Source organism: Sphingobium sp. TomTYG75, assembly GCF_054771635.1.
In genome coordinates, this window is sequence record NZ_BSRE01000002.1 from 29,603 (window position 1) to 51,430 (window position 21,828).

The 21,828-nt window shown below is 62.6% G+C and carries 21 protein-coding genes; 7 read left to right on the forward strand and 14 right to left on the reverse strand.

Annotated elements, in window-relative coordinates; genetic code table 11:
- The first annotated feature begins 229 nt into the window (after positions 1 to 229).
- Positions 230 to 817 (forward strand): TetR/AcrR family transcriptional regulator, encoded by a 588-nt coding sequence (locus ACYU81_RS13915; protein WP_460988222.1) that lies wholly within the window; start codon positions 230 to 232, stop codon positions 815 to 817.
- Between the two features lie 105 nt (positions 818 to 922).
- Here ACYU81_RS13915 and ACYU81_RS13920 read toward each other — a convergent pair whose 3' ends face one another.
- The 7 genes from ACYU81_RS13920 to ACYU81_RS13950 form a co-directional block, all read right to left on the reverse strand.
- Positions 923 to 1,279 (reverse strand): c-type cytochrome, encoded by a 357-nt coding sequence (locus ACYU81_RS13920; protein ID WP_460988223.1) that lies wholly within the window; start codon positions 1,277 to 1,279, stop codon positions 923 to 925.
- Between the two features lie 11 nt (positions 1,280 to 1,290).
- Positions 1,291 to 3,456, reverse strand: a complete 2,166-nt coding sequence (locus ACYU81_RS13925; protein ID WP_460988224.1) for an outer membrane protein assembly factor BamB family protein — start codon at positions 3,454 to 3,456, stop codon at positions 1,291 to 1,293.
- Entirely contained in the window at positions 3,453 to 4,538 is a 1,086-nt protein-coding gene (locus ACYU81_RS13930; RefSeq protein WP_460988225.1) for a sugar phosphate isomerase/epimerase family protein, read from the reverse strand. Before ACYU81_RS13930 ends, ACYU81_RS13925 begins: the two co-directional genes overlap by 4 nt.
- Positions 4,538 to 5,680 (reverse strand): Gfo/Idh/MocA family protein, encoded by a 1,143-nt coding sequence (locus tag ACYU81_RS13935; RefSeq protein ID WP_460988226.1) that lies wholly within the window; start codon positions 5,678 to 5,680, stop codon positions 4,538 to 4,540. Before ACYU81_RS13935 ends, ACYU81_RS13930 begins: the two co-directional genes overlap by 1 nt.
- Positions 5,681 to 5,683: 3 nt before the next feature.
- On the reverse strand, positions 5,684 to 6,967 hold the full coding sequence (locus tag ACYU81_RS13940; protein WP_460988227.1) for an MFS transporter: 1,284 nt from the start codon (positions 6,965 to 6,967) through the stop codon (positions 5,684 to 5,686).
- A gap of 266 nt (positions 6,968 to 7,233) precedes the next feature.
- Positions 7,234 to 7,575 (reverse strand): ThuA domain-containing protein, encoded by a 342-nt coding sequence (locus tag ACYU81_RS13945; RefSeq protein ID WP_460989103.1) that lies wholly within the window; start codon positions 7,573 to 7,575, stop codon positions 7,234 to 7,236.
- 189 nt (positions 7,576 to 7,764) lie between these two features.
- Positions 7,765 to 7,968 carry a helix-turn-helix domain-containing protein gene (locus tag ACYU81_RS13950; protein ID WP_449469228.1) on the reverse strand — a complete coding sequence of 68 codons (204 nt, stop codon included), beginning with the start codon at positions 7,966 to 7,968 and terminating at the stop codon, positions 7,765 to 7,767.
- 220 nt (positions 7,969 to 8,188) lie between these two features.
- Between ACYU81_RS13950 and ACYU81_RS13955 the strand changes: the two genes are divergently transcribed.
- Positions 8,189 to 8,773 carry a hypothetical protein gene (locus tag ACYU81_RS13955; protein ID WP_460988228.1) on the forward strand — a complete coding sequence of 195 codons (585 nt, stop codon included), beginning with the start codon at positions 8,189 to 8,191 and terminating at the stop codon, positions 8,771 to 8,773.
- Here the strand turns inward: ACYU81_RS13955 and ACYU81_RS13960 are convergent.
- The 4 genes from ACYU81_RS13960 to ACYU81_RS13975 all read right to left on the reverse strand — a co-directional run bounded on the left by ACYU81_RS13960 (position 8,712) and on the right by ACYU81_RS13975 (position 12,332).
- Positions 8,712 to 9,431 (reverse strand): FadR/GntR family transcriptional regulator, encoded by a 720-nt coding sequence (locus ACYU81_RS13960; protein ID WP_460988229.1) that lies wholly within the window; start codon positions 9,429 to 9,431, stop codon positions 8,712 to 8,714. The genes ACYU81_RS13955 and ACYU81_RS13960 overlap by 62 nt on opposite strands.
- 158 nt (positions 9,432 to 9,589) lie before the next feature.
- Positions 9,590 to 10,567: an AraD1 family protein gene (araD1, locus tag ACYU81_RS13965; RefSeq protein WP_449469225.1), complete on the reverse strand. Its 978-nt coding sequence runs from the start codon at positions 10,565 to 10,567 to the stop codon at positions 9,590 to 9,592.
- A complete protein-coding gene (locus tag ACYU81_RS13970; protein ID WP_460989104.1) occupies positions 10,564 to 12,132 on the reverse strand; it encodes an aldehyde dehydrogenase (NADP(+)) in 1,569 nt (522 codons plus the stop codon). The genes araD1 and ACYU81_RS13970 overlap by 4 nt, the downstream gene beginning before the upstream one ends.
- 14 nt (positions 12,133 to 12,146) lie before the next feature.
- Positions 12,147 to 12,332 (reverse strand): hypothetical protein, encoded by a 186-nt coding sequence (locus ACYU81_RS13975; RefSeq protein WP_460988230.1) that lies wholly within the window; start codon positions 12,330 to 12,332, stop codon positions 12,147 to 12,149.
- Positions 12,333 to 12,585: 253 nt separating this feature from the next.
- On the opposite strand from ACYU81_RS13975, the gene ACYU81_RS13980 reads away from it, so the two are divergent.
- Together ACYU81_RS13980 and ACYU81_RS13985 are read left to right on the forward strand one after the other, a co-directional pair.
- Complete coding sequence (locus tag ACYU81_RS13980; protein WP_460988231.1) at positions 12,586 to 13,701, forward strand: ThuA domain-containing protein; 1,116 nt, start codon at positions 12,586 to 12,588, stop codon at positions 13,699 to 13,701.
- 125 nt (positions 13,702 to 13,826) lie between these two features.
- Positions 13,827 to 16,478, forward strand: a complete 2,652-nt coding sequence (locus ACYU81_RS13985; protein WP_460988232.1) for a glycoside hydrolase family 2 TIM barrel-domain containing protein — start codon at positions 13,827 to 13,829, stop codon at positions 16,476 to 16,478.
- Positions 16,479 to 17,207: 729 nt separating this feature from the next.
- On the opposite strand, the gene ACYU81_RS13990 is transcribed toward ACYU81_RS13985, so the two are convergent.
- Together ACYU81_RS13990 and ACYU81_RS13995 are read right to left on the reverse strand one after the other, a co-directional pair.
- Positions 17,208 to 17,958 (reverse strand): IS5 family transposase gene (locus tag ACYU81_RS13990; RefSeq protein ID WP_460989105.1). Its coding sequence is split into 2 segments (ribosomal slippage): positions 17,208 to 17,640 and positions 17,639 to 17,958, totalling 753 coding nucleotides; the frame shifts between segments, so codons are not numbered across the junction.
- Between the two features lie 48 nt (positions 17,959 to 18,006).
- Complete coding sequence (locus tag ACYU81_RS13995; protein WP_460988233.1) at positions 18,007 to 18,621, reverse strand: hypothetical protein; 615 nt, start codon at positions 18,619 to 18,621, stop codon at positions 18,007 to 18,009.
- Positions 18,622 to 18,859: 238 nt separating this feature from the next.
- Between ACYU81_RS13995 and ACYU81_RS14000 the strand changes: the two genes are divergently transcribed.
- Positions 18,860 to 19,237, forward strand: coding sequence for a sensory rhodopsin transducer (locus ACYU81_RS14000; RefSeq protein ID WP_460988234.1), 378 nt, complete (start codon positions 18,860 to 18,862; stop codon positions 19,235 to 19,237).
- On the opposite strand, the gene ACYU81_RS14005 is transcribed toward ACYU81_RS14000, so the two are convergent.
- A complete protein-coding gene (locus tag ACYU81_RS14005) occupies positions 19,238 to 19,726 on the reverse strand; it encodes a MarR family winged helix-turn-helix transcriptional regulator (protein ID WP_460988235.1) in 489 nt (162 codons plus the stop codon).
- Positions 19,727 to 20,006: 280 nt separating this feature from the next.
- On the opposite strand from ACYU81_RS14005, the gene ectA reads away from it, so the two are divergent.
- Together ectA and ectB are read left to right on the forward strand one after the other, a co-directional pair.
- Positions 20,007 to 20,519, forward strand: coding sequence for a diaminobutyrate acetyltransferase (gene ectA / locus ACYU81_RS14010; protein ID WP_460989106.1), 513 nt, complete (start codon positions 20,007 to 20,009; stop codon positions 20,517 to 20,519).
- Positions 20,516 to 21,823 (forward strand): diaminobutyrate--2-oxoglutarate transaminase, encoded by a 1,308-nt coding sequence (ectB, locus tag ACYU81_RS14015; protein WP_460988236.1) that lies wholly within the window; start codon positions 20,516 to 20,518, stop codon positions 21,821 to 21,823. The genes ectA and ectB overlap by 4 nt, the downstream gene beginning before the upstream one ends.
- Positions 21,824 to 21,828: the final 5 nt, after the last annotated feature.

Consider the following 21,828-nt stretch of genomic DNA (forward strand, 5'->3'; position numbering starts at 1 on the left):
TGACGGCTTACGGCGAGAGCAGACGCTCCCGCCAAGCGCAGCGTCCGCCAGCGCTTTGCTGCTTCTGCAGTAATGAGGTTGGCCTGGACGAACTTGACCCCGCCGATCGGCCCAGAACCTTGGCGCCACCGCTGATGGCCACGCGCTTGCCTGCAAACTCGGTCGGATCAGCCTTGATCGTCATATCGTGACCTTGTGTTTTCAGTGACGCTGCTGTTACGAGCACAGAATGAAAAGGCGCGGACCATACGCGAAAGGACAGGAACGGCGGGACGAAATCCTGCGTGCCGCCGTCGAGGTCATCAGCCGTGATGGCTATCGTGGGGCGTCGCTAAGCCAGATCGGACGCAGTATCGGGATCGATGGCGCGCACATCATCTACTATTTCTCGTCGCGCGAAGTTCTGCTGCAGGAAGTGCTGCGCATGTGGGACGAGGGCAATGTCGCCAGCCTGACAGCTGACAAGGATATCTTCGCCTCGCTGGTGGAAACGGCCCGACGCAACACGGCAACGCCAGGCCTGGTCCAACTCTACACCGCCTTCGCGGCCGAAGCTGCCGATCCGTCACATCCGGCGCACGACTTCTTCGGCGCTCGTTTCACCGCGCTGCAGGGATACATCGCAGATGAAATCCGCAAGCGGCAGGCAGCGGGCACCGTCACGCCGACGCTCCACGCCGATCATGCCGCAATGATGCTGATCGCGCAGTCAGATGGCTTGCAGGTGCGCTGGCTGGTTGATCGGTCGATCGATATGGCGGCAGCGCTGGCAACCGAGATCGATCTGCTCCTTGGAAATGCGGACGGACGGCGATGAGCGACCCGTCCCACCCATTGTCCGACGTCAACACGCTCGTCGGACGGCTGGCAACCACAATTCATTCGAAGCGATAATCTTTCTCAGTGCAATGCGGTCCGACGCTTATTTTATCGTTCTGAGATAAGCGATCAATGCAGCCCTATTCGCCGCGTTGGCCACATTCATCGGCATACGTGTGCCCGGCGCAAATTTGACGGGAGCCGCAAGGAAGGCGTCCAGGTTCTGCGCCGTCCACTTGTCCCCTTGCTTCGCCTTTAGAGCACTGGAATACGTAAAATCGGGCCGGCTCGCAATCTTGCGTCCTACCACGTCTTTCAGCGCGGGTGCCAGCGGTGTGCTGACCGCAGGCTTGTGGCACATCGCGCACTGGGACTGAAACAGCTTGGCGCCATCGGCCGCAAGCGCGGGCGAGGCTCCAGCAACCAGGGACAGGCTGACCAACAGGGTGTAAGGTGACATGCGGCCCTCTCTCATTTCGTGGGCAACGCAAAGGCGACATAGGCGGAGCCTTGCCGCGCCTTCGGATTGCGCTGGTTACTAGTGGCGATCACGATGAACTGGCGACCGCCGGACATGAATGTCGTAGGCGTGGCCACACCGGCGTAAGGCAGCACGGTCTGCCAGAGCAGGCGTCCGGTGCGGCTATCGAAGGCGTGGAATTTGCGATCATAGATCGTCGCCCCGATGAACAAGACGCCGGAACTGGTAATGAGTGGGCCGCCATAATTTTCGCTTCCGGTCGGCGGCTCGCCTTTGGCGACGAGTTCGGGATATTCGCCAAACGGTATCTTCCAGAGATATTTGCCGCTGTTGAGATCAATGGCGTTCAGCGTACCCCAAGGCGGGGCGACGGCGGGGTAGCCGTCAATGTCCACGAACTTGCGGTAACCGGTGAGATAATAGGGCGAACGCGCGGGCTTCGCATCGGCGGGAGCGGCAACCTCTTGCTTGTCCGAGGCGCCGGCCTGTTCCTGTTCACCGAGCAAATAGGAAGTGATCGCGCTGCGATCGGCAGCGGATATCTGCGGGAAACCGGGCATACGTCCCCGCCCCTGCTGGATGATCTCGTTGATTTTGGCCGCCGAAAGCTGCTTGCCCACATCAACGAGGCCGGGGAAAGCGGGCGGCGAACCCTTGAGATCCTGACCATGGCAAGCCGCGCACTGCTCCTGATAGAGTCCGGCTCCGCCCGCTGGTGTGGCCGTGGCGACGGCAGGCGTCGCCTTTCGGGCCGCAAGCTGGCCAGTCCAGGCGACATCATTGCTGTTGATGAACAGTATACCCCGCTTACGATCGATCGCGGGACCACCCCATTCGGCCCCTCCGTCAAAACCGGGGAACATCACGGTCGGCGCCTTCGTCGTGAACGGGATGAACGGTCCCTCGCTCCGCATCTTCGCAAAGGCTTTCACAGCTGCCTCGTGCGCCTCCGGCGTACGTTTGGTCAGCATATCGGCTGTCAGGCGCTGCCGCGCGAACGGGGCAGGCGTGGTGACGAACGGCTGGGTGGGAGAGGCGAACTCGCCCGGCATGTCGCTGGCCGGAACGGGGCGCTCTTCAATCGGAAAGACCGGCTTTCCGGTGACGCGGTCGAGGATATACAGAAAGCCCTGCTTGGACGGCTGCACAACGGCGTCGATGCGCCGTCCGTTGCGCGTAACGGTGACCAGTGCAGGCGGGCTGGACAGGTCGCGGTCCCACAAATCGTGATGAACGGCCTGGAAGTGCCAAAGCCGCTTGCCGGTGCGCGCGTCGAGCGCCAGCAGCGAGTTGGCGAAGAGATTGTCGCCCTTTCGGTCCGCGCCGTAAAAGTCGTCCACCGCCGATCCAGTCGGCACATAGACGATCCCGCGCTTTTCATCGAGCGCCATCCCGGCCCACGCATTGGCGCCGCCTGCATCTTTCCACGCGTCCTCGGGCCAGCTGTCATGCCCCACCTCCCCGGGGTGGGGAATGGTATTGAAGGACCAGCGCAGCTGCCCGGTCCGCACGTCATAGGCGCGTATGGTCCCCGGCGCGGCAGGGCGCGTTTCCGATGTGCGGAAACCGACGATGATGAGGTCGCCGAACACCATCCCAGGCGACGTCAGGAAAGTCGCCATCGTCGCAGGATCGCGCCCCAGATTCTCGCGCAGGTCGATGGCGCCATCCTTGCCGAAACCCGCAATCGGCTTGCCACTATCCGGGTCGAGCGCGATCAGCGTGCTGCCGAGGGAAGAAAAAAGCCGGCGTTCCGCGCCGTCCTGCCAATAGGAAAGGCCGCGGACCGGCTGCTGGCCCCTCACCGCCGCGCTGGACTTCCAGATTTCGTCGCCGGTTTCCGGGTCCAGCGCGGCAACCTGCTGGGTTGGCGTGACGATATAGAGGCGGCCGTCGCGAAACAGCGGGGTGGTCTGCAATCCACCCGCGCCGGTTTCATAGGTCCATGCCACTTGCAGCTGGGCGACGTTGGCGGGTTTAATCTGATCGAGCGCATAAAAGTGGTCGCCCGCTTGATCCTGCCCCAGCGATACCCCGGACCCTTGCGTGGAACCTGTGAGGGTGGCGACGCCTCCGGTGGTGCAGGCGGCGAGACCAAGGGCGCCAAGGATCGCCATTTTTGGCGACAGGCGCTTTGCAGTAGCGAAAAGGGTCACGCCCTCCCCCCATTCTCCGCGGAGGCGCGTGCCAGGCCGAGCAATTGTCGATTGCGGTCCGCGTCAACGCCGCTTGCGGCAAAGTCGTCGAACGCACGATCGGTCACGCGGATGATATGGTCGCGAATGAACGGCGCGCCCTGCCTTGCCCCTTCCTCCGGGTGAAGGAGCGCGCATTCCCATTCCAACACCGCCCAGCCGGGATAATCATTCGCTGCCATCTTGGAGAAGATGGCGCCGAAATCGACCTGCCCATGGCCGGGTGAGCGGAAACGCCCGGGCCGATCAACCCAGCCTTGATAGCCGCCATAGACGCCCGACCGGCCATCGGCACGAAACTCGGCGTCCTTCACATGGAATGCGCGGATGTGCTCATGGTAAAGGTCGATGAACGCCAGATAGTCCAGTTGTTGCAGGACGAAATGGCTGGGATCGTAAAGGATATTGGCGCGGCGATGACCGCCTACCGCGTCCAGGAACCGCTCGAACGTCGCGCCGTCATGCAAATCCTCCCCCGGGTGGATTTCGTAGCAGAGATCGACCCCGGCATCCTCGAACGCGTCAAGGATCGGATGCCAGCGCTTCGCCAGTTCCGCGAACGCCTCCTCGATCAGTCCAGCGGGGCGTTGAGGCCAAGGATAGACATAGGGCCAGGCCAGCGCGCCTGAGAAACTAGCGTGCGCGTCAAGGCCCAGCCGCCGGCTGGCGACAGCAGCGGCGCGCATCTGCGACATAGCCCATTCTTGCCGTGCGGCCGGATTGCCCCTCACTTCCGGCGGCGCGAACCCGTCGAACAGCGCGTCATAGGCCGGATGAACAGCCACCAACTGACCTTGCAGATGGGTGGAAAGTTCGGTGATCGTCAGCCCGCGATCCGCCAGCATGCCCTTCACATCGTCGCAATAGGTCTGGCTTTCGGCACCCAATGCGACGTCGAACAGCCCGCCCACGCCGGTGGGAATTTGCAGACCCGCATAGCCAAGATCGGCGGCCCAATCGGCGAGATTTTCGAGCGTATCGAACGGCGGCTTGTCACCTACGAACTGCGCCAGGAAGATGCCCGGTCCCTTGATGGTCTTCATTACGCCATGTCTCCGATGGAAACCCAAGTCGAACCGCTGCTGCTTGAACGCACCGCCGCTGTTACGAAGGCGAGGCTCCGTACGCCATTGTCGATGTCCGGCAACGGCGCGCTGAGGGGACGGCCTTGGATGAGGTCGGCGAAATCGCGATAGAGTGTAGCGAACGCCTCGATAAAGCCTTCAGGATGGCCAGTCGGCAGGCGGGACGCCGCCAGGCTAGACCCGCCAAGATAGGGCGCGCCGCTGTGCAAAATCTGCGTGGGGCCGTCCGCCGGGTTGACGATCAACCGATCGGGCTGTTCATGGCTCCAGTCCAGCCCCGCCTTTTCGCCATAGACGCGCAGGCGCAGCCCGTTGCGGTCACCGGTCGCGACCTGTGACGTCACCAGCACGCCTGGCGCGCCGCCCTCCAGCTTCATCAGAGCGTTGCAGTCATCGTCCAGCACCCGCCCCTCCACCAGAGCCGACAGGCTGACGCACAGGCTCTCGACCCGCATCCCGGTGACGAACTCCACCAGATCAAAGGCATGGACGCCGATGTCGCCACTGCATCCACCCGCACCTGCGAGATGGGGGTCGACGCGCCACGCGGCCTGCTTGTTGCTCGCGTCGTCGCCCGTGGCGAGCCAGCCTTGGCTATATTCCACGACCACCTTGCGCACCCGGCCGATGTCGCCCCGCTCCACCATCTCCCGCGCCTGACGGATCATGGCATAGCCGGTATAGGTGTATGTCAGCGCATAATGCGCGCGCGCCGACCCGACGATGTCCCGCAACTCCAGCGCCTCAGCCAGGGTCGCCGTGGCGGGCTTGTCGCTGATGACATGCAGTCCCGCCGCCAGAGCCGCCCGCGCGACGGGCAGATGAAGGTGATTAGGGGTGACGATCGCCACAGCCTCCACCCCGTCCTCGCGGCCTGCCTCCTGAGCGATCATGGTCTGAAAGTCGGGATATCCCCGCGCCTCGTCCAGCGCCCAGCCTCGCGCAGCGCTCCGCGATTTTTCTGCGTCACGGCTAAACGCGCCCGCGACAAGGCGGAAGCGGCCATCCAGTTCGGCAGCCATCTTGTGAATCGGGCCGATGAAGGCATCGGGGCCACCTCCGACCATGGCGAGGCGGATCGGGCGGGTTGCACCGGTCATGAGTCAGTTATCCTCCGATTTCGCTACCGGCGCGGGGCCTCGCTGAGCGGGGCGAAAGGCTACCGCCAGCAGTAGCGCACCAAACAAAGCAAGCCCCGTCGGCACCATGAACAGGGTCGAATAATCGACCTCGGGCGGGACCAGCGCGGTTCCCGGACGGATGGTCAGCCGCGCGACCAGCATCGGGAACAGGAAGCTGGCGACCACATTGCCGACGCCCAGGATCAACAGGTTGAAAAGCCCCTGCGCGCTCACCCGCACATCCTTTGGAAAGGCGTCATCGACGAAGATGTATACGGTTGCAAAGAAGAAGGCGTAGCAGACGCCATGCAGCAACTGAACCGCGACCACCGCCGTCACGCTGTCAGGGAACAGCGCAAAGACACCGAACCGCGCGGCATGGCCCAGAATGCCGACAATCATCGTTGTGCGCCAGCCTAGTCGGGCAAGCACGACCCCCAACACGCCCATCGTCACCACCTCGGCCACCTGGCCGAGGCTCAGCACGACCATCGACAGATTGCCCGCAATGCCCACCCGGTTAGTCAAAAAGGCGTCGGACACGACAAAATAGCCGTTGTGGACCACGGAATCGATGAAGGTGACGATGAACAGCACCAGGATCGCGGGCTGCCGGAGCAGGCCGAATGTTTCACGCCATGCGAGCGAATCCGAATTACGGTCCCGACACGGCGGCGTATGAGGCAGCGTCAGGGAATACAGCGCCATTGCAAAGGACGCGATGGCCGATACGACCAAAATCCACCGCACCTGCGTCACGTCCGCATGGGCGCTCAACAGGAAGATGAACGGCCAGCTGGCGATGACCCAACCGACGGTGCCGCCCATGCGTACCTTGCCAAAGTCGCGAGCCGGATCGCGCAGGTTGGCAAAGCTGATCGTGTTGGCGACCGACAGCGTCGGCACATAGAGCAGGCTGTACCCCAGGAAGAACAGGAAGAAGGGAAGGAACGCAGTCGAGAAGGCCGCGCCCAACAGACAAGCGCCGCCAATCGCATGGCTGAACGCCAGCATCCGTTCTGCCGCGAAATTGCGGTCGGCGAACTGGTTGGAAAAGAAGATGCCGAGGATCGACGCGATGCCCCAGCAACTGCCGACCAGCGCCTGCTGGCTCGAGGTGAAGCCGAGCATGGTCATATAGGGGAACAGCTTCGGCGCCCAGGCGCCCCACACCGCCATTTGCAGCGCCATCATGATGAACAGGCGCACGCGTAGTCCTCGCGCCCCGGCCACGGAGACATTGGTTACGGGCAGTACCGCGTTCATATGTGCCATCCGCACGATACCTCGCTGCCGCAGCAAACGCTCTTCACTACACTATCCACGGCCACCCCCGCCCCCATCGATGAAAAGGCGCAAATCTATAGACGGGTGAATTTTTAAGGCAACTAAATTTCATACTGATCGATGATGCCGATCTCGCATCAAAGGTCGGCCGCTACGGCGCACATTGTGTGCGGTCACAGCGTGCGCCGTTTTCTGAGAGATATTGTAGCAGGTTCACGGCGACCAGGCCGAGCGGCATTCCGGCATCACCGCTGTCCAGCCGCGCTGCAGCCATGTTTCCGCCCCTTAGCCGTCCAGCCGACCGCATTTTGGAGCAGCGTTACATAGCGCGGGTCCGAATAGGTTTGGGGAAGATGACCGATGGCAGAATAGAAAACGCGTCCCCGTCCGACACAGCGTGTCCATGCGATCGGATGATCGCCCATGCGTAGATCCCGCCCGGGCATCCCGACCGGATCGTAGCTTTTTTCATCAAGCGTCGCGAGGATGGTTGAGCCGGTGGCGCGAGGGTTGCTGGTGAAGGAATACCATTCATCGGCTATCTGCCAGCGCTTAGCGCGATCGCACCGCCTGCGCCCGGGGCTGATTGCGCACGACCGGTTCTAGGTACCACAGCTCTGGTTCCGAACGACGGAGAATGGTGCTTGGCTGGCGGGCTGCTGTTAAATGTTTGAACAGCTGGTTCCGGCATGAGCCGACATCCCCACTCATATCGGAACGTCTTACATTGGTCGAGAGCCGCCTGGATAGCTGCCGGTCCGCGTGCCGACCGCTCCTCAGTTCAGCAGATCCCCCGGCGCGATCCCGAATGGCACCGCCAGCTTCTCAACCACGGTGATGGTGGGATTGCGCCGCCCGCGCTCGATGTCGCTCACATAGGTGCGGTGGATTTCGGCGCGGTCGGCATAATCCTCTTGGCTCCAGCCCTTCTCCTCCCGGAGGCGGCGAACATTAGATCCAAGGCGCGCGCGAATATCCACCGCAATCTTAAAGCGCCCATGTCACTGATTGATCTACAGACGATCAGTGACATTTGCCTTGACTTCCCTTGGGCTGAGAGCGTGTGTGTCCGTTACTGATTGTCGACAGGAGACGCACTGTGAGGCTGGAATTAACGAGTGAAATCAATCTCACATCGGGAGGGAGCAGAGGATGTCCACTGCCGGAGCGGGCCGCTTCCCTCAGTAGGGCCCTGGTCCTGTGACTCAGATGATCCCCCTGCCCGCCCGCAAGGCACTTGGCGCGCCCTTCCTGCTCGGGACGGATGGAACGAGCCACAAGCTGGAGCCGGTCGAACTCGGATCGGCGGGTGAGTTCAAGGAGGCGTGGCTGCAGCAGCTGATCCACGACCATCCTGAAATCCTCCCCATCGCGCAGATTGAACCGGGCTTTGGCGCACCCATCGCGGTGGGACGGGAGATGGCCTGCGGGCACGGCTTCATCGACAATCTCTTTATCACCCCCCGGGGCGACATCGTGCTGGCGGAAACCAAGCTATGGCGTAATCCGCAGGCGCGCCGCGAGGTGATCGCGCAGGCGCTTGATTATGTCGCGGCGCTGATGACGATGGATTATGCCAGCTTCGAAGCCGCAGCCGCGAAGGCTGGGCTGACGACGACATCGCTCCATGCCTTGGTTGCTGACCAAGCCGATGCGCTCGAAGAGAGCGCCTTCTTCGAGGTACTGACTTTTGCATCCATGCCTCCATCCGAGAGGCAGACATTCAACTACGAATTGACGACAAGCCCATATCATCGAGCGCGAGACGAAGTAGCTCTGTCATAGCCGATCGCGCCCCGTCCGCGTCTCTCGCCGCAATAGCTGCAAATACTGCTTCATGTTCACCGATCGGATCGCGCGGATGCGCAAACTTCATCTGCTTGAAACGCGTCGTCCAGGTGAGCGCGGCGCCCACCGAACTAGACAAAGATGCAAGCGGCTCATTGTCGCTCGCTTCCAGGATGGCGCCATGGAAACGCTGATCCGCTTCTCGGCCGCTCTCCGTCGATAAGCCGTACCGCGCCATTGCTTCAAGCGCCGCACGCATTTTTTCCAATTGCTCAGGCGAGCGCCGTGTAGCCGCCCAGGCCGCCGCCGCAGGCTCGATAAGGCCGCGCAGTTCAAACAAGTCCCGAACGAAGCGCTCATCAGGGTGATCTGATGAGAACATCCAGGCAAGGATGTCCGGATCCAACACATTCCATCGGGAACGAAGCGTCACACGCGTTCCGGCTTTGGGCCTGCTTTCGAGAAGGCCCTTTGCCGTTAAAATGCGCATCGCCTCCCGATAAGCGGTCCGAGACACGCCGAGAGCTTGCGCCTCTTCTATCTCCCCCCCGAAACCATAGCCTGGAGGGTGCTCACACGAAACGATAGCTATGCCGATCTGCCGCGCGAGTGCCTGATGGATTCGCAACCTCTTGGCTTCTTCGTGAGGCTGCATCCCGAGCCATTCTCCGTATTAAATTATCCGGTGGTTTTGTAGAGCCATTTTTGCGGTAAAGATATGCATTGCGACGACGAGACGGTCAGCTCCGCGCCTGGTATGTCGCGGCGTTGGCAGCATGCCGACCCCGAACAGGCAGGCCTAGCGCGTGCTGGTCATAGCACCCTCACTTTAGCCAATCCTTCTTCGGCTGCTTCCATCAGAGGATTGCGAAGTGGCATGGTGAAGGCATCCGCCTCAATCTCGAATATATCGCCCGCGCGCGTTTCCACCTGGTCGGTAAAGGAGAGGGTCGCCGTGCCGAAGAAATGCACATGCACGTCGCCGGCACGTCTGAACAAGTCATATTTGAAATGATGATGCTCAAGATTCTCGATGCTGTGAGACATGTTCGTCTCGCCAGAAAAGAAACTACTTTCCCACAAGATCGCACCGTCGCGGATAATCCTGCTGGCGCCGCGAACATCGGCGGGCAGGTCGCCCAGCAGCAATTCCGCGCCCAGCGACGCCTGACGTAGCTTGGAATGGGCGAGCCAGAGATAATTGACCCGTTCGGTCACATGGTCCGAAAACTCATTCCCGATTGAAAAGCCCAGGCGAACCGGCGTACCATCCGGCGCATTGAAGTAGATGCCGGCGATTTCCGGCTCCTCGCCCCCATCTCCCGCGAAAGCAGGTTTGCGGAAAGGTGCGCCCGGCGGCACCAGGATCGACCCGTCGCCCTTGTAGAACCATTCGGGCTGCACACCCTCAGTTCCGGCGGCTGGCTTTCCACCCTCCTCGCCCATCAGGAACATGCGCATGGAATCGGTGGCCTGACCGGCGGCGGCGGCCTTGTGCATCTTGTCGCGGCCTTCGGCGGAGCCCAGATGCGTGAGGCCGGTGCCGCTGACCAGCAGATGGGCGGGATCTTCATGATCGATCGGTGGCAGCAAGGTAACAGCGGCCAAATCGATCGAAGCCCCTGCGCGTTCCTCGGCAAGAGCGGCAAGCGTGGTGGACGACGCCAACGCATCGCCAGCCAGCATCCGCACGGAAGCCGTGTCACGCACGATCAGGGCTGCTCCGCTCTCGTCCAGAGCGGCTACGCCGCGCCGGCCATCCTGTTCATATTGGACGAGGGAACGGATCATCGGGTGATCTCCATCTTGCCATCAAGGCGGCGCGGCAAGCGCCAGGGGTTAGCGTCCTGCAATGGCGGCGGGATCAGCTTTGCGCCGATATCCTGAAAGCAGACCGGCCGCAGGAAGCGAGACATGGCGAGGGTGCCGACCGAGGTGGACCTTCCGTCTATGGTGGCGGGGAATGGCCCGCCATGAACCATCGCCCAGGTCACTTCGACACCCGTCGGCCAGCCGTTCGCCAGGACCCTGCCCGCCTTTTGCGCGAGAAGAGGAAGTATGGCGGCCGCGTCGGCAGCATCAGAATCATCCATGTGGATCGTTGCGGTCAACTGCCCCTCCAGTCCGGAGATGACCTGCGCCAGCGCATCGGCATCCTTGCAACGGATCACCACGGACGATGCACCGAACACCTCTTCGGCAAGGGCCGGTTCAAGAGCGATCTGCTCAGCGTAGCTTTCGAACAACGCCGCACCGGCACGCCCTTCCGGGGCTTGGGCCTGTGCGATCAACCTGGCGCCCGGCATGGTCTCCAGCTTGGCTACGCCATTGGTGAAAGCGGCTCGAATGGCGGGCGTCAGCATTACCAGCGGCGACGCCTCGCTAACGGCCGAAGTGGCCGAAGCGAGGAAGCGGTCGAGGTCCGGTCCGTCGATCGCGATGATCAGTCCGGGATTCGTGCAAAACTGTCCTGCCCCCTGCGTCAGAGAGCCCACAAATGCCGTCCCAAGCGTCTCGGCGCGGGTTTTGAGAGCGCCCGGCATCAATATGACGGGATTGACCGCGCTCATTTCGGCATAAACGGGGATAGGTTCAAGACGCCGGGCCGCTATCTCGGCGAGCGCAAGTCCGCCCGCCCGCGATCCTGTAAAGCCGACCGCGCGGATGCGAGGATCGGCCACAACGGCAGCGCCAAGCGCATTGCCAGTGCCGGGCAGATAGGAAAAAACGCCCGGATGAAGACCGCAGTCCGTCACAGCTTGGGTCACGGCGCGAGCGATGAGCTCTCCGGTTCCGGGGTGACCCGGATGCCCCTTGGCCACCACCGGACATCCCGCCGCGAGCGCCGACGCGGTATCGCCGCCAGCCACGGAAAAAGCGAGCGGGAAATTGGACGCGCCGAACACCGCTACCGGGCCGAGCGGCACATTCATGCGGCGAAGGTCGGGACGCGGCGGGGCGCGATCCGGCAAGGCGCGATCGATCGTCACGTCGAGCCAGTAGCCGGCCCGCAATTCGGAGGCGAACAGCCGGAGCTGCCCGGTAGTGCGTCCGCGCTCACCTTCCAGACGCATGCGGGGCAAGCCCGTTTCCGCCATAGCCGTTTCGATAAGCGAATCGCCGATGGCGTCGATCCGCTCGGCAACGGCTTCGAGAAAGCGCGCTCTTGCGTCCGGCGTCAGGGCGGCAAAGGATGGCGCCGCATCAGCCGCCAGAGCGCATGCGTCCGCGACGTCCTCTGGCGAGGCTTGTGAATAGCTCTGGGCAAGTGGCAGATCCGTTGTCGGATCGATACCCTTGAACCGCTCTTCCTGCTGGCGTGCGTCGCCGCCCACCAGAACGCTGCCGTCGATCACTTGTGCATTCTCCATCAATGATTGTCGCGGGGCAGGCCCAAGGTCTGCGAGGTCGGATAGGGATAGCCGCCCTCGCCAAGCCGACACTCCGCCAAGCTGGGGTCAAAGTTCAGGCGGCGCTCAAGCGGGACAGTCGCCTCCATATTCTCGGAGTTGTCGAACCAGGCGGTTGATCGGCCTCCGTGGGTGCTGGCGGTCATTGCAGTCTTTCTTGATCGGCGTCGGGCGATTGACGCCGTCAAGGATCATATATACTCATACTAATTAAATATCAACGAGCGGACGTGCCTTGGCCAATCCATTGAACTTGAATGTTCGGCATCTCACGCGAGGGGGCAGCGCCCTGTTGCGAAACAGTTTTTTCTTGATGGCGGCATGTGAGCTATATGTGCCGTTCTGCGTGCTTGGGGGCAGTAGGTCGGCCAATGCGCTCGCAATGGAGACCGCAATCGCATGACCAAGCGTCTTCTCATCGCGCTGCTGGCGCTGATCAGCACCGTAGCCCCGGCATCGGCCGCGACACTGGATTGCCCGCTGCGCGACGCGCCATTCTCGCTCGCGTCACCGTTCATGGACATATTGCTGAACCCCGCGGCGCGCGCCGCTGTCGAAACGGAAGCGCCGGGCATCCTCGCGAAGCTGCCGCCGATGTTCACGAGCACCACCGCGCCCAGTTTTTCGGCGATTCTTTCAGTGCGCGAAGCCGGGGCGATGCTGCGGATCAGCGCGGACAAGATGGCCAGCATAGCGGATCGACTGAAGGCCATCAGCGTGACGGATGCGGATCGCGTAGCGCGCTGCGCCCGCTATGACGACGACCGGCCGACCTTCATCCTGCCCAAGGGCAAGCCGCGCATCCTGTTGTTCGAAAAGATGACCGGATTTCGCGACGGCCCCTCGGTGGAGGCCGCCCATGCGGCGTTCCTCGACATGGCGAAGCGTCACGGCTGGGCGATGGTGGCCACGGATCGCGGCGGCGCGATCTCTCCGGCGATCCTCAGCCGGTTCGATGCCGTGATATGGAACAACGTCAGCGGCGATGTGCTGACCCTGACCCAGCGCGAGGCGCTCAAGTCTTATATCGAGCGCGGCGGCGGCTTCGTCGCGGTCCATGGTTCAGCCGGGGACCCCGCCTATTTCTGGGACTGGTATGCGGACACACTGATCGGCGCGCGGTTCATCGGTCATCCGATGGGGCCGCAATTTCAGGATGCGCAAATCCGGCTGGATGATCCGAAACATCCGGTCGCAGCCGGGCTGCCGACGGCATGGACGATGAAAGACGAATGGTATTCCTTCAAGGCAAGCCCCCGCCTGTCGGGAGCCCATGTCCTCGCCACGTTGGATGAAGGCAGCTATTCGCCGATCGGCATGATGAAGCAGGACCTGCGCATGGGGGATCATCCCATCGCATGGACCCGCTGCGTCGGCCGGGGGCGATCCTTTTATTCGGCGATCGGCCATCGGCCGCAGACCTATTCCGACCCAACCTACCGGACGATGCTGGAAAGCGCGATCTCCTGGGCCGCGGCCAGGAAACCCTGCGCGCGTCCTGCCCCAAGCCGATAGGGATGCATGGCCCGGCGATCGCCAACTCGTCGGCCCGGACAGGACGGCACTGGATTGACGCCTTCTGGTGCCGGATATACTCATACTAATAAACAAGCGGTGGAGAGCTTTCAGCGACTGGCTTTGTGACGTCCCAACTGGGCTCGGGCATCATTGCGAGCAGCCGCCGCCGCGACACCGACAATGAATTGCAGGAGTATAGAGCGATGAACGTGCGATTTGGCGCTGGTCTTTCCCGGCGGACGCTCCTGCGCCTGTCGGTGAGCGCCGCAGTGCTGATCCCTGCTTCCCGCGCGTTTTCCCTTGTCCCTCGCCTACCGCCCGCCCCGTTGACGCTCGACCGTCGGGGCCAAGTTTTCGACGATGGATGGAGCTTCCTGCTCGGCGACGGCGCGGACGTTGCGAAGCCCGCCTATGACGATTCGGCATGGCGCCGGGTCGAGTTGCCGCATGACTGGAGCATTGAGGACCGTCCGGGAAGCGATCCAGCCCTCAATGCGGTGCTTCGCTCGGTCGATAGCGCCCCCTTGTGGCAGAAGGTGCCGTCGAAGGACGTGCCCCGCCTCATCGGCCCGTTCGATGCCGGATTGAACGACAATCTGGGCTATGCCCGCAGCGCCAGCGGCGCGCCCACCGGCTTCACCGTCGGTGGCGTCGGCTGGTATCGCAAGCGCTTCAAATTGCCGCCGCTTAGCCCTGACGCCCGCGTCCAGATCGTCTTCGACGGCGTTCACATGAATGCCCAGGTCTGGTTGAACGGCGTCCTGCTCGGCCAGCGGCCCAACGGATATGTCCCCTTCGCATACGATCTGACCCCGCACCTTTCACCATCAGGCGACAATGTGCTGGCGGTGCGCGCGGCCAATATCGGCCGCAACAGCCGCTGGTATGCGGGCTCGGGCATTTACCGGCATGTGTGGCTCGACATCACGCGCGCGTTCCGTTTCGAACAATGGGGCGTTACGGTCACCACACCCAGCGTGTCGCAAGAAAAGGCCACTGTGGAGGTCGTGACCCGGATCGAGGGATCGCAGACCGGCGGCATGGTGACGACCCGCATCCTCGACGATGCAGGAAAAGCCGTCGCCGAAAAGACCGTGGCGGCCTGTGACCGTGTGACAACGTCGCTGGAAATGGCACGTCCCCGGCTGTGGTCGCCGGACGCGCCCCATCTCTATCAGGTGGAATGCACGTTGCAGGCGGGCGGCGAAGTCATCGATCGGATGACGGCTCCCCTCGGCATCCGCCGGGTCGAGATCGACGCCCAGAATGGCCTGCGCATCAACGGCAAGCCATATAAGTTGCGTGGCGGCTGTGTTCACCACGACAACGGCATCCTTGGCGCCGTGGCGATCGACCGCGCGGAATATCGCAAGGTCGAAATGCTCAAGGCGCGAGGTTTCAACGCGCTCCGGACATCGCACAATCCACCCTCTCCCGCCTTTCTCGACGCCTGCGACCGGCTCGGCATACTGGTGATGGAGGAATCCTTCGACATGTGGCGGGTGGCCAAGAATCCGGACGACTACAGCCTTTATTTCGATGGCTGGTGGCAGCGGGATCTGGAGGCGATGGTCCGGCGCGACGGCAATCATCCTAGCGTAATCATGTGGAGCTTCGGCAACGAGATCCCCGAGCGCGGCCAGCCTGAAGGCGTTGCGATAGCGAAAATGTTGAGCGACGAGTTGCACCGGCTTGACCCGACCCGTCCGGTGACGCAGGCGATCAACGGCAGCCCCGGCCCCGATGTGACCGGTCCGGATGGACGACCGGATCAGGCCGCCGCCCAGTTCCTCGACGTTGCCGGCTATAATTATAAGTTCAGCAACTACGAACGAGACCATGCAAAATTCCCCGACAGGGTCATGGTGGGAACGGAAAGCTTCCCGGCCGACGTGGACAAGGTGTGGCGCCTCACCGATCGCTCGCCATACCTGATCGGCGACTTCGTATGGACGGCAATGGATTATCTGGGCGAGGCGGCGATCGGCCGCACGCTCCTGTCCGGAGAGACGTTCGGCCCGGATGAATATCCGTGGTTCGGGGCGTCCTGCGGCGATCTCGACCTGATCGGCCAACAGCGGCCGCAGTCGCTCGCCCGCGACGTTATTTGGGGCCTCAGCCCACTTGAGGTTGCGGTCCAGCGGCCGATCCCGGAAGGCAAGCAGGAGCGGCCTTTCCTGTGGGGCTGGCGCGATGAGCTTGAAAGCTGGACCTGGCCGGGTGCCGAGGGCAAGCCGCTCGACGTCAGCATCTTCACTCCTGCTGACCGCGTCACGATCGAACTGAATGGCAAGATGATCGAGGACCGGGCGATGACACCCGAAAATACATCCTCAGCGCGGATCCCAGTGGTCTATGAGCCCGGACGGCTGGTCGTGACCGCCTATTTGGCGGGGCGGAAGATCGGAAGCCGCAAATTGGAGACTGCGGGCGCTGCAGCAGCCCTGCGGCTTAAGCTCGATCGTCCCAAGATAGCCGCCGACCGGAACGATCTCGCCCATGTCACCGTGGAGGTCGTCGACGCCAATGGCCGGCTGGTGCCTGACGCCGCGCATGTTCTGCGGCTTTCGCTGAGCGGAAGCGCCGAACTTGCCGCATTCGGCAACGCCAACCCGCGCGGCTTGGCGAGCTTCCGGCAACCGGTGGCGAAAAGCTGGCACGGCCGCGCACTGGCGATCATCCGGCCCACGGGTTCGGGCACGACGACCATCAGTGTCGGATCGGAAGGATTGCGGAGCGCTCAGGTCAGGCTGTCAGTCGTCGGCAAGAGCTGAACGGCCAGAAGCCTGCGGAGCATGCTGACCACCTATTTTCATGGCGCCGCAATTTCCGTGGATATAGTCCGCGAAAATCTCCGCCAACTTGACGGCTCGCCCGCTCTTGGCGTGATCTATCGGCATTGCCCGCCGGCCCGGGATTAAACGATGGCTCATGACAGCCGCAACTGCCAGCTCCAGTTCGTCGTTTGCCGGACCGATGCCGGTGGAACTTAAACCCACCTATCCATGTGCTGACCCACCGCCTCCTTCGCTCGCCTACCCTGAGCTTACCGCGATTCGCAGCTGCGGATGTTGGCCCCAAGGGCTGAATTCTGGTCAAGATTGTACCGGTAACCCGAAGCGTCCCCGTTGCGGCGACATTAGCTGGAACTGACAAGAAAGTTTCAACCCAGGCCGCAATCGAATGTCTGCTTTCAAGCGCAAGGAATCGCGATTGGACGACGAGAAGTGGCGCAAAGCCGCCGTCGGTGCTGGTCGGCCCGCTTGTGCGTTGCGATGCCGACAAGATGGTTGTCCTCAAAACGTCTTTAGGGCTAGATTGAGGCCTGATCAGACCCTGTTCCCCTTTGACTCTTATGGACGAGCACCCAGCAACGATCATCTTAAAGCGGCACGCTGCGGGTGCAGATGTACGCTGGAGTACGATGTCAGACGAAGGCTCGCGAGCTTCCAGGCCAGCTGAATGATAGGGTAGCGGAGCCAACTACTAGGACCGATCGACATTCAGCGTAGCCAGATCATGGCAGCGGCGAGATGTACTAAGCCGGCAAAGTGGGCGGTGCGCCGATCGTAGCGGGTAGCGAAGCGTCTGAAATGCTTGAGGCGACCAAAGCATCGCTCGATCCGGTTGCGGTGCTTGTAGATAGCGGTGTCATGCGGGATGAAGACCTTGCGATTTCGCTTCGACGGGATCACCGCCTGCGTCTTCATGTCGGCGATATGTTCGCGTAAATCATTGCAGTCATAGGCTTTATCAGCGAGTACGGCCCCGGCCTTCTGGCCTTCCAGAAGATCGGGAGCGGCGGTGACGTCGCTGGCCTGCCCGGGCGTGATACGAAGGCGCAATGGCCGACCGAACGTGTCCGCCAGCATGTGGATCTTGGTCGTCAGTCCACCTCGGGAACGCCCCAGCGCCTGGTCCTTGCCCCCCTTTTCCGGTCGCTGCCTGTTGGTGGGCGCGGACGATGGTGCTGTCGATCATCAGATATTGGTTGTCCCGGTCGGCGGTCAGCGTGTTGAGCACCCGTTCCCAGACACCCGCATGGCACCAACTGCTGAAACGCCGATGGACCGTCTTCCACCGACCGTAGCGCTCCGGCAGGTCGCACCAGTGCGCGCCCGAGCGCAGCACCCACAAACATCCGTTCACGAACAAGCGGTTATCCGATCCCGTCCGCCCCGGATCGCTCGCCTTGCCAGGCAGAAGTGGCAAAACCCTCGCCCATTGCGCCTCATTCAATTCGTACCGTTTGATCCCCATCATCCGCTCCGCGCCTCAACACGGAGCCCCATGAATCAGACATCACGCCTTTTGTGAATCCTGAATCTCGATCCGGCCTAGGGCAATGGCAGCCCGTCGGGATAGGTCCGCGCGTAGCCGCGCGGACTGGCCGGCCCGCCGAAGCCCATGGCGCTCCAGGCGGAGGGATGCGCCCAATGCGCCGAGACGATGTCGGGCAGCACGCGCCACGCCCACAGCAGGGCTGGATTGACGCCCGCCCAGCCGGCGGTGAGCGCCCGTCCCTCGCGCATGTCGGTCAGCAGCATGTCGATCTGCCCGCCCGTCAGCTGCGCGAAAAGGAGCGCTCCACCGCGCGCGCGCCTCCGCCTCCAGCCCTGCGAGCGCGAGACGCCATGCTGCCTGGGTCTGCGGCATTCTTGCGGGGCGATAGCCGTCGCTGCCATTGTCCGCGATCTTCTGGAGGAGAAGGGCGACGGTATTCGTGGGCGGCCGCCCTTCCGGTTCGAGCGCGACATGCGCGACCAGCACATGCAAGGTTTCCAGTTCGGCGACCCCAAGCGCTTCAACGGCTTCGCGCATCGCCAGACGCTCGTCGATCACGGCCCGGGTCTGCCTGTTCCAGCTTAGGCTGCCGCGCTTGGAGAACACGTCATAATCCGGGAAAGGATCAGCCACGCCTTGCCCTCTCCATCATTTTCAGCGCTCCAAGCCCTGTGAGGGCCAGCCCCGTGAATGAGGGCGGCGCAGGCAGCGGTAACCGAATATTCGGCGCACGCCCCATTGCCGCAGTCGTTCCCAAAAGAAATCGCTCACGGTCTGCGTCATGGCAGCTCTCCAGGTCAGATGTCGGGGCGGTTAAGGGGTAACGGATCGCCGACCCGTGCGTTCCCCAGTCTGATCAGGAGAAAACGGGATGGGCGAAGCGATAGGTTCACGCCTCTGGGTCATTCCGGAGGGCTATATCCCCGGAGGCGAGGGGGCCCGCGCAGACCGAGCGCTCACCAGCCATGAAGCGGCCTGCATGCTTAATACATCGGACGCGCGGGCGAATGTGGAGATCATGCTCTACTTCACGGACCGCGAGCCCGTCGGCCCCTATCACGTCAGCCTGGAAGCGCGGCGGACGCTGCATCTGCGGTTCAACGACCTTGATGATCCGGAGCCGATTCCGCTGGACACGGATTATGCCAGCGTCATCCGGTCCGATGTGCCGATCGTGGTGCAGCATACGCGGCTCGACGCCCGGCCCGAAACGATAGCGCTGCTGTCGACCATCGCCTTCCCCAGCTGATCAGGCGGGTCCGGATCGGTCGATAAGGCCACTGTCGAGCAAGGGCGCGGCATCGATGTCCTGTGCGTCCATCAGCATGGCCAGCCGCTCCACTGCCGCCAGCACCATCGCCTGTTCCCAAGAAGGCAGGCAGTCAAACCGCTCCGTGAATGTGGTTTGCAGCAGGTCGGGAGCATCGGCCAGCGCCGCGATGCCGGGCGGAAGCGTGGTCAGGATGAACTGCCGCTTGTCCCGTTCATTGCGTTGGCGCTGGACAAAGCCCAGTTCCTGAAGCCGATCGACGACCGTGGTGATGGTCGCCTGGCTGAATTGCAGCGCCTGCGCGATCTCACTGGGCGTGGCCGAATCGCGGGAGGCGATTTCGCGCAGGACGAGCCATTGCGAAGGGGTCAGGCCGGTTGCGTTGGCGAGGCGGCGGCTGCCGATTTCAGTGGCGCGCAGGACGCGGCGGAGAGCGCGGAGTGTGAGAGAGGCGATGTCGGAACTCATGCAGGAAACATAGAAAAGACGGGGGTTTGAAGCCATGCAAATTCCTTCGGTAGACAAAGTATTTTTATGGATTCTTTATGCGCCAAAGAATCCTAAAGCGGCCTTCTGGTTGAAAAATGCGAGGAATTGCTCTAAATGCCTGTCTCGCATCAGGGGGTGGATCAAGCATACCGCAAAATTATAATTCGGGAGATAAAGCATCTTTAGGTCAGATTCCGATGCGGCGACGAGACCGCCACGGGCATTTGCGCGCCTTTCACCCGCGCGTTCATCCAAGTTGCTGTTCCGCAAGCCTACGGCAACGGACGGCGCCGCGGTCAGCGCGCTGATCGCGCAATGCCCGCCGCTCGATCCCAATTCGGCCTATTGCAACCTTCTGCAATGCACGCATTTCGCCGACAGCTGCGTGATTGCCGAGCAGAACGGGGCCTTGGCCGGATGGGTTTCGGGATACCGGCCGCCGTCCGAGCCGGACAGCTTCTTCGTCTGGCAGGTCGCCGTCGCGCCCGCCGCCCGAGGACAACGGCTGGGCGGCCGCATGATCGAGGCGCTGCTGAGCCGCCCGTCTGCGGACGGCGTGACCCATCTCATCACCACGGTGACCGACGACAATCTGCCGTCCTGGGCCTTGTTCGGAGGCCTGGCGAAACAGTGGAGCACCGCACTTTCGAAAAGCGCGCTGTTCCATCGCGACACCCATTTTGCCGGTGCCCATGCAACCGAATGGCTTGCCCGCATCGGCCCGCTGCCGCGCATGAGCGGTGGCACAGCACAAGGAGAAATGGCGATATGATCACCACCCTTCCCCGACCCACAAGTCGAAAACCCGACATCACGTTGTACGAGCGGCGCGAGTCCGCCGTGCGCAGCTACGCCCGTTCCATGCCGCGCCAGTTCAACGTGGCGCAAGACGTCTGGATGCATGATAATCAAGGGGGCCGCTATCTCGACTTCCTCTCGGGTTGTTCGACCCTCAATTACGGTCACAACCACCCGGTCCTGAAGCAGGCGCTGCTCGACTATATTACGGCGGACGGCATCGCTCACGGTCTCGATCTGCACACCGATGCCAAGGCTGAGTTTCTGAATACGCTGGAGAGCGTGATCCTGAAGCCGCGCGGGCTGGATTATCGGGCGATGTTCACCGGCCCGACCGGCACCAACGCGGTAGAGGCGGCGATCAAGCTTGCCCGCAAGGTGACGGGGCGTGAACTGGTGATCGCCTTCACCAATGGTTTCCACGGCATGACGCTGGGCGCGCTTGCCTGCACGGGCAATGCCGCCAAGCGGGGCGGCGCGGGCGTGCCGCTGTCCCACGTCGCGCATGAACCCTATGACGGCTATCACGGTTCTGAGGTAGACACCGCCGATATGCTGGAGCGGCGCTTGTCCGATCCGTCGAGCGGACTGGACGCCCCGGCCGCGATCCTGGTCGAAACCGTCCAGGGCGAAGGCGGCCTCAACGCCGCGTGTCCGGAATGGCTGCGCAAGATCAGCGTCATCGCCAAGCGCCACGGCGCATTGATGATCGTGGACGACATACAGACGGGCTGCGGCCGCACCGGCAGCTTCTTCAGCTTCGAAGGCATGGGCTTCACGCCCGACATCGTGACGCTGGCAAAATCGCTTTCGGGCATGGGGTTGCCGTTCGCGCTTACGCTGCTCAAGCCGGAATTCGACCAGTGGGCGCCGGGCGAACATAATGGCACGTTCCGGGGCAACAACCACGCCTTCGTGACCGCCACCGCCGCGCTGCGCCATTTCTGGAGCGATGGCCAGTTCCAGCAGGACATCGCCCGCCGTGGAACGCTGATCGCGTGCCGGTTGGAAGCGATGGCGGCGGAACATGGCCTGTCCACGCGCGGGCGGGGCATGATGCGCGGCATCGACGTCGGGTCGGGCGAAATTGCCGCCGCCGTCACCGCCGCCTGCTTCGATCGCGGCCTCATCATCGAAACCAGCGGCGCGCATGACGAGATCGTCAAGATCCTCGCCCCGCTCGTCATAGACGATGCCCAGCTTTCGGCAGGGATCGACATATTGGAAACTTGCGTCCGTGAAGCGCTGGCCGTCCCGTACGGCGTCGCCGCGGAATAATGGAG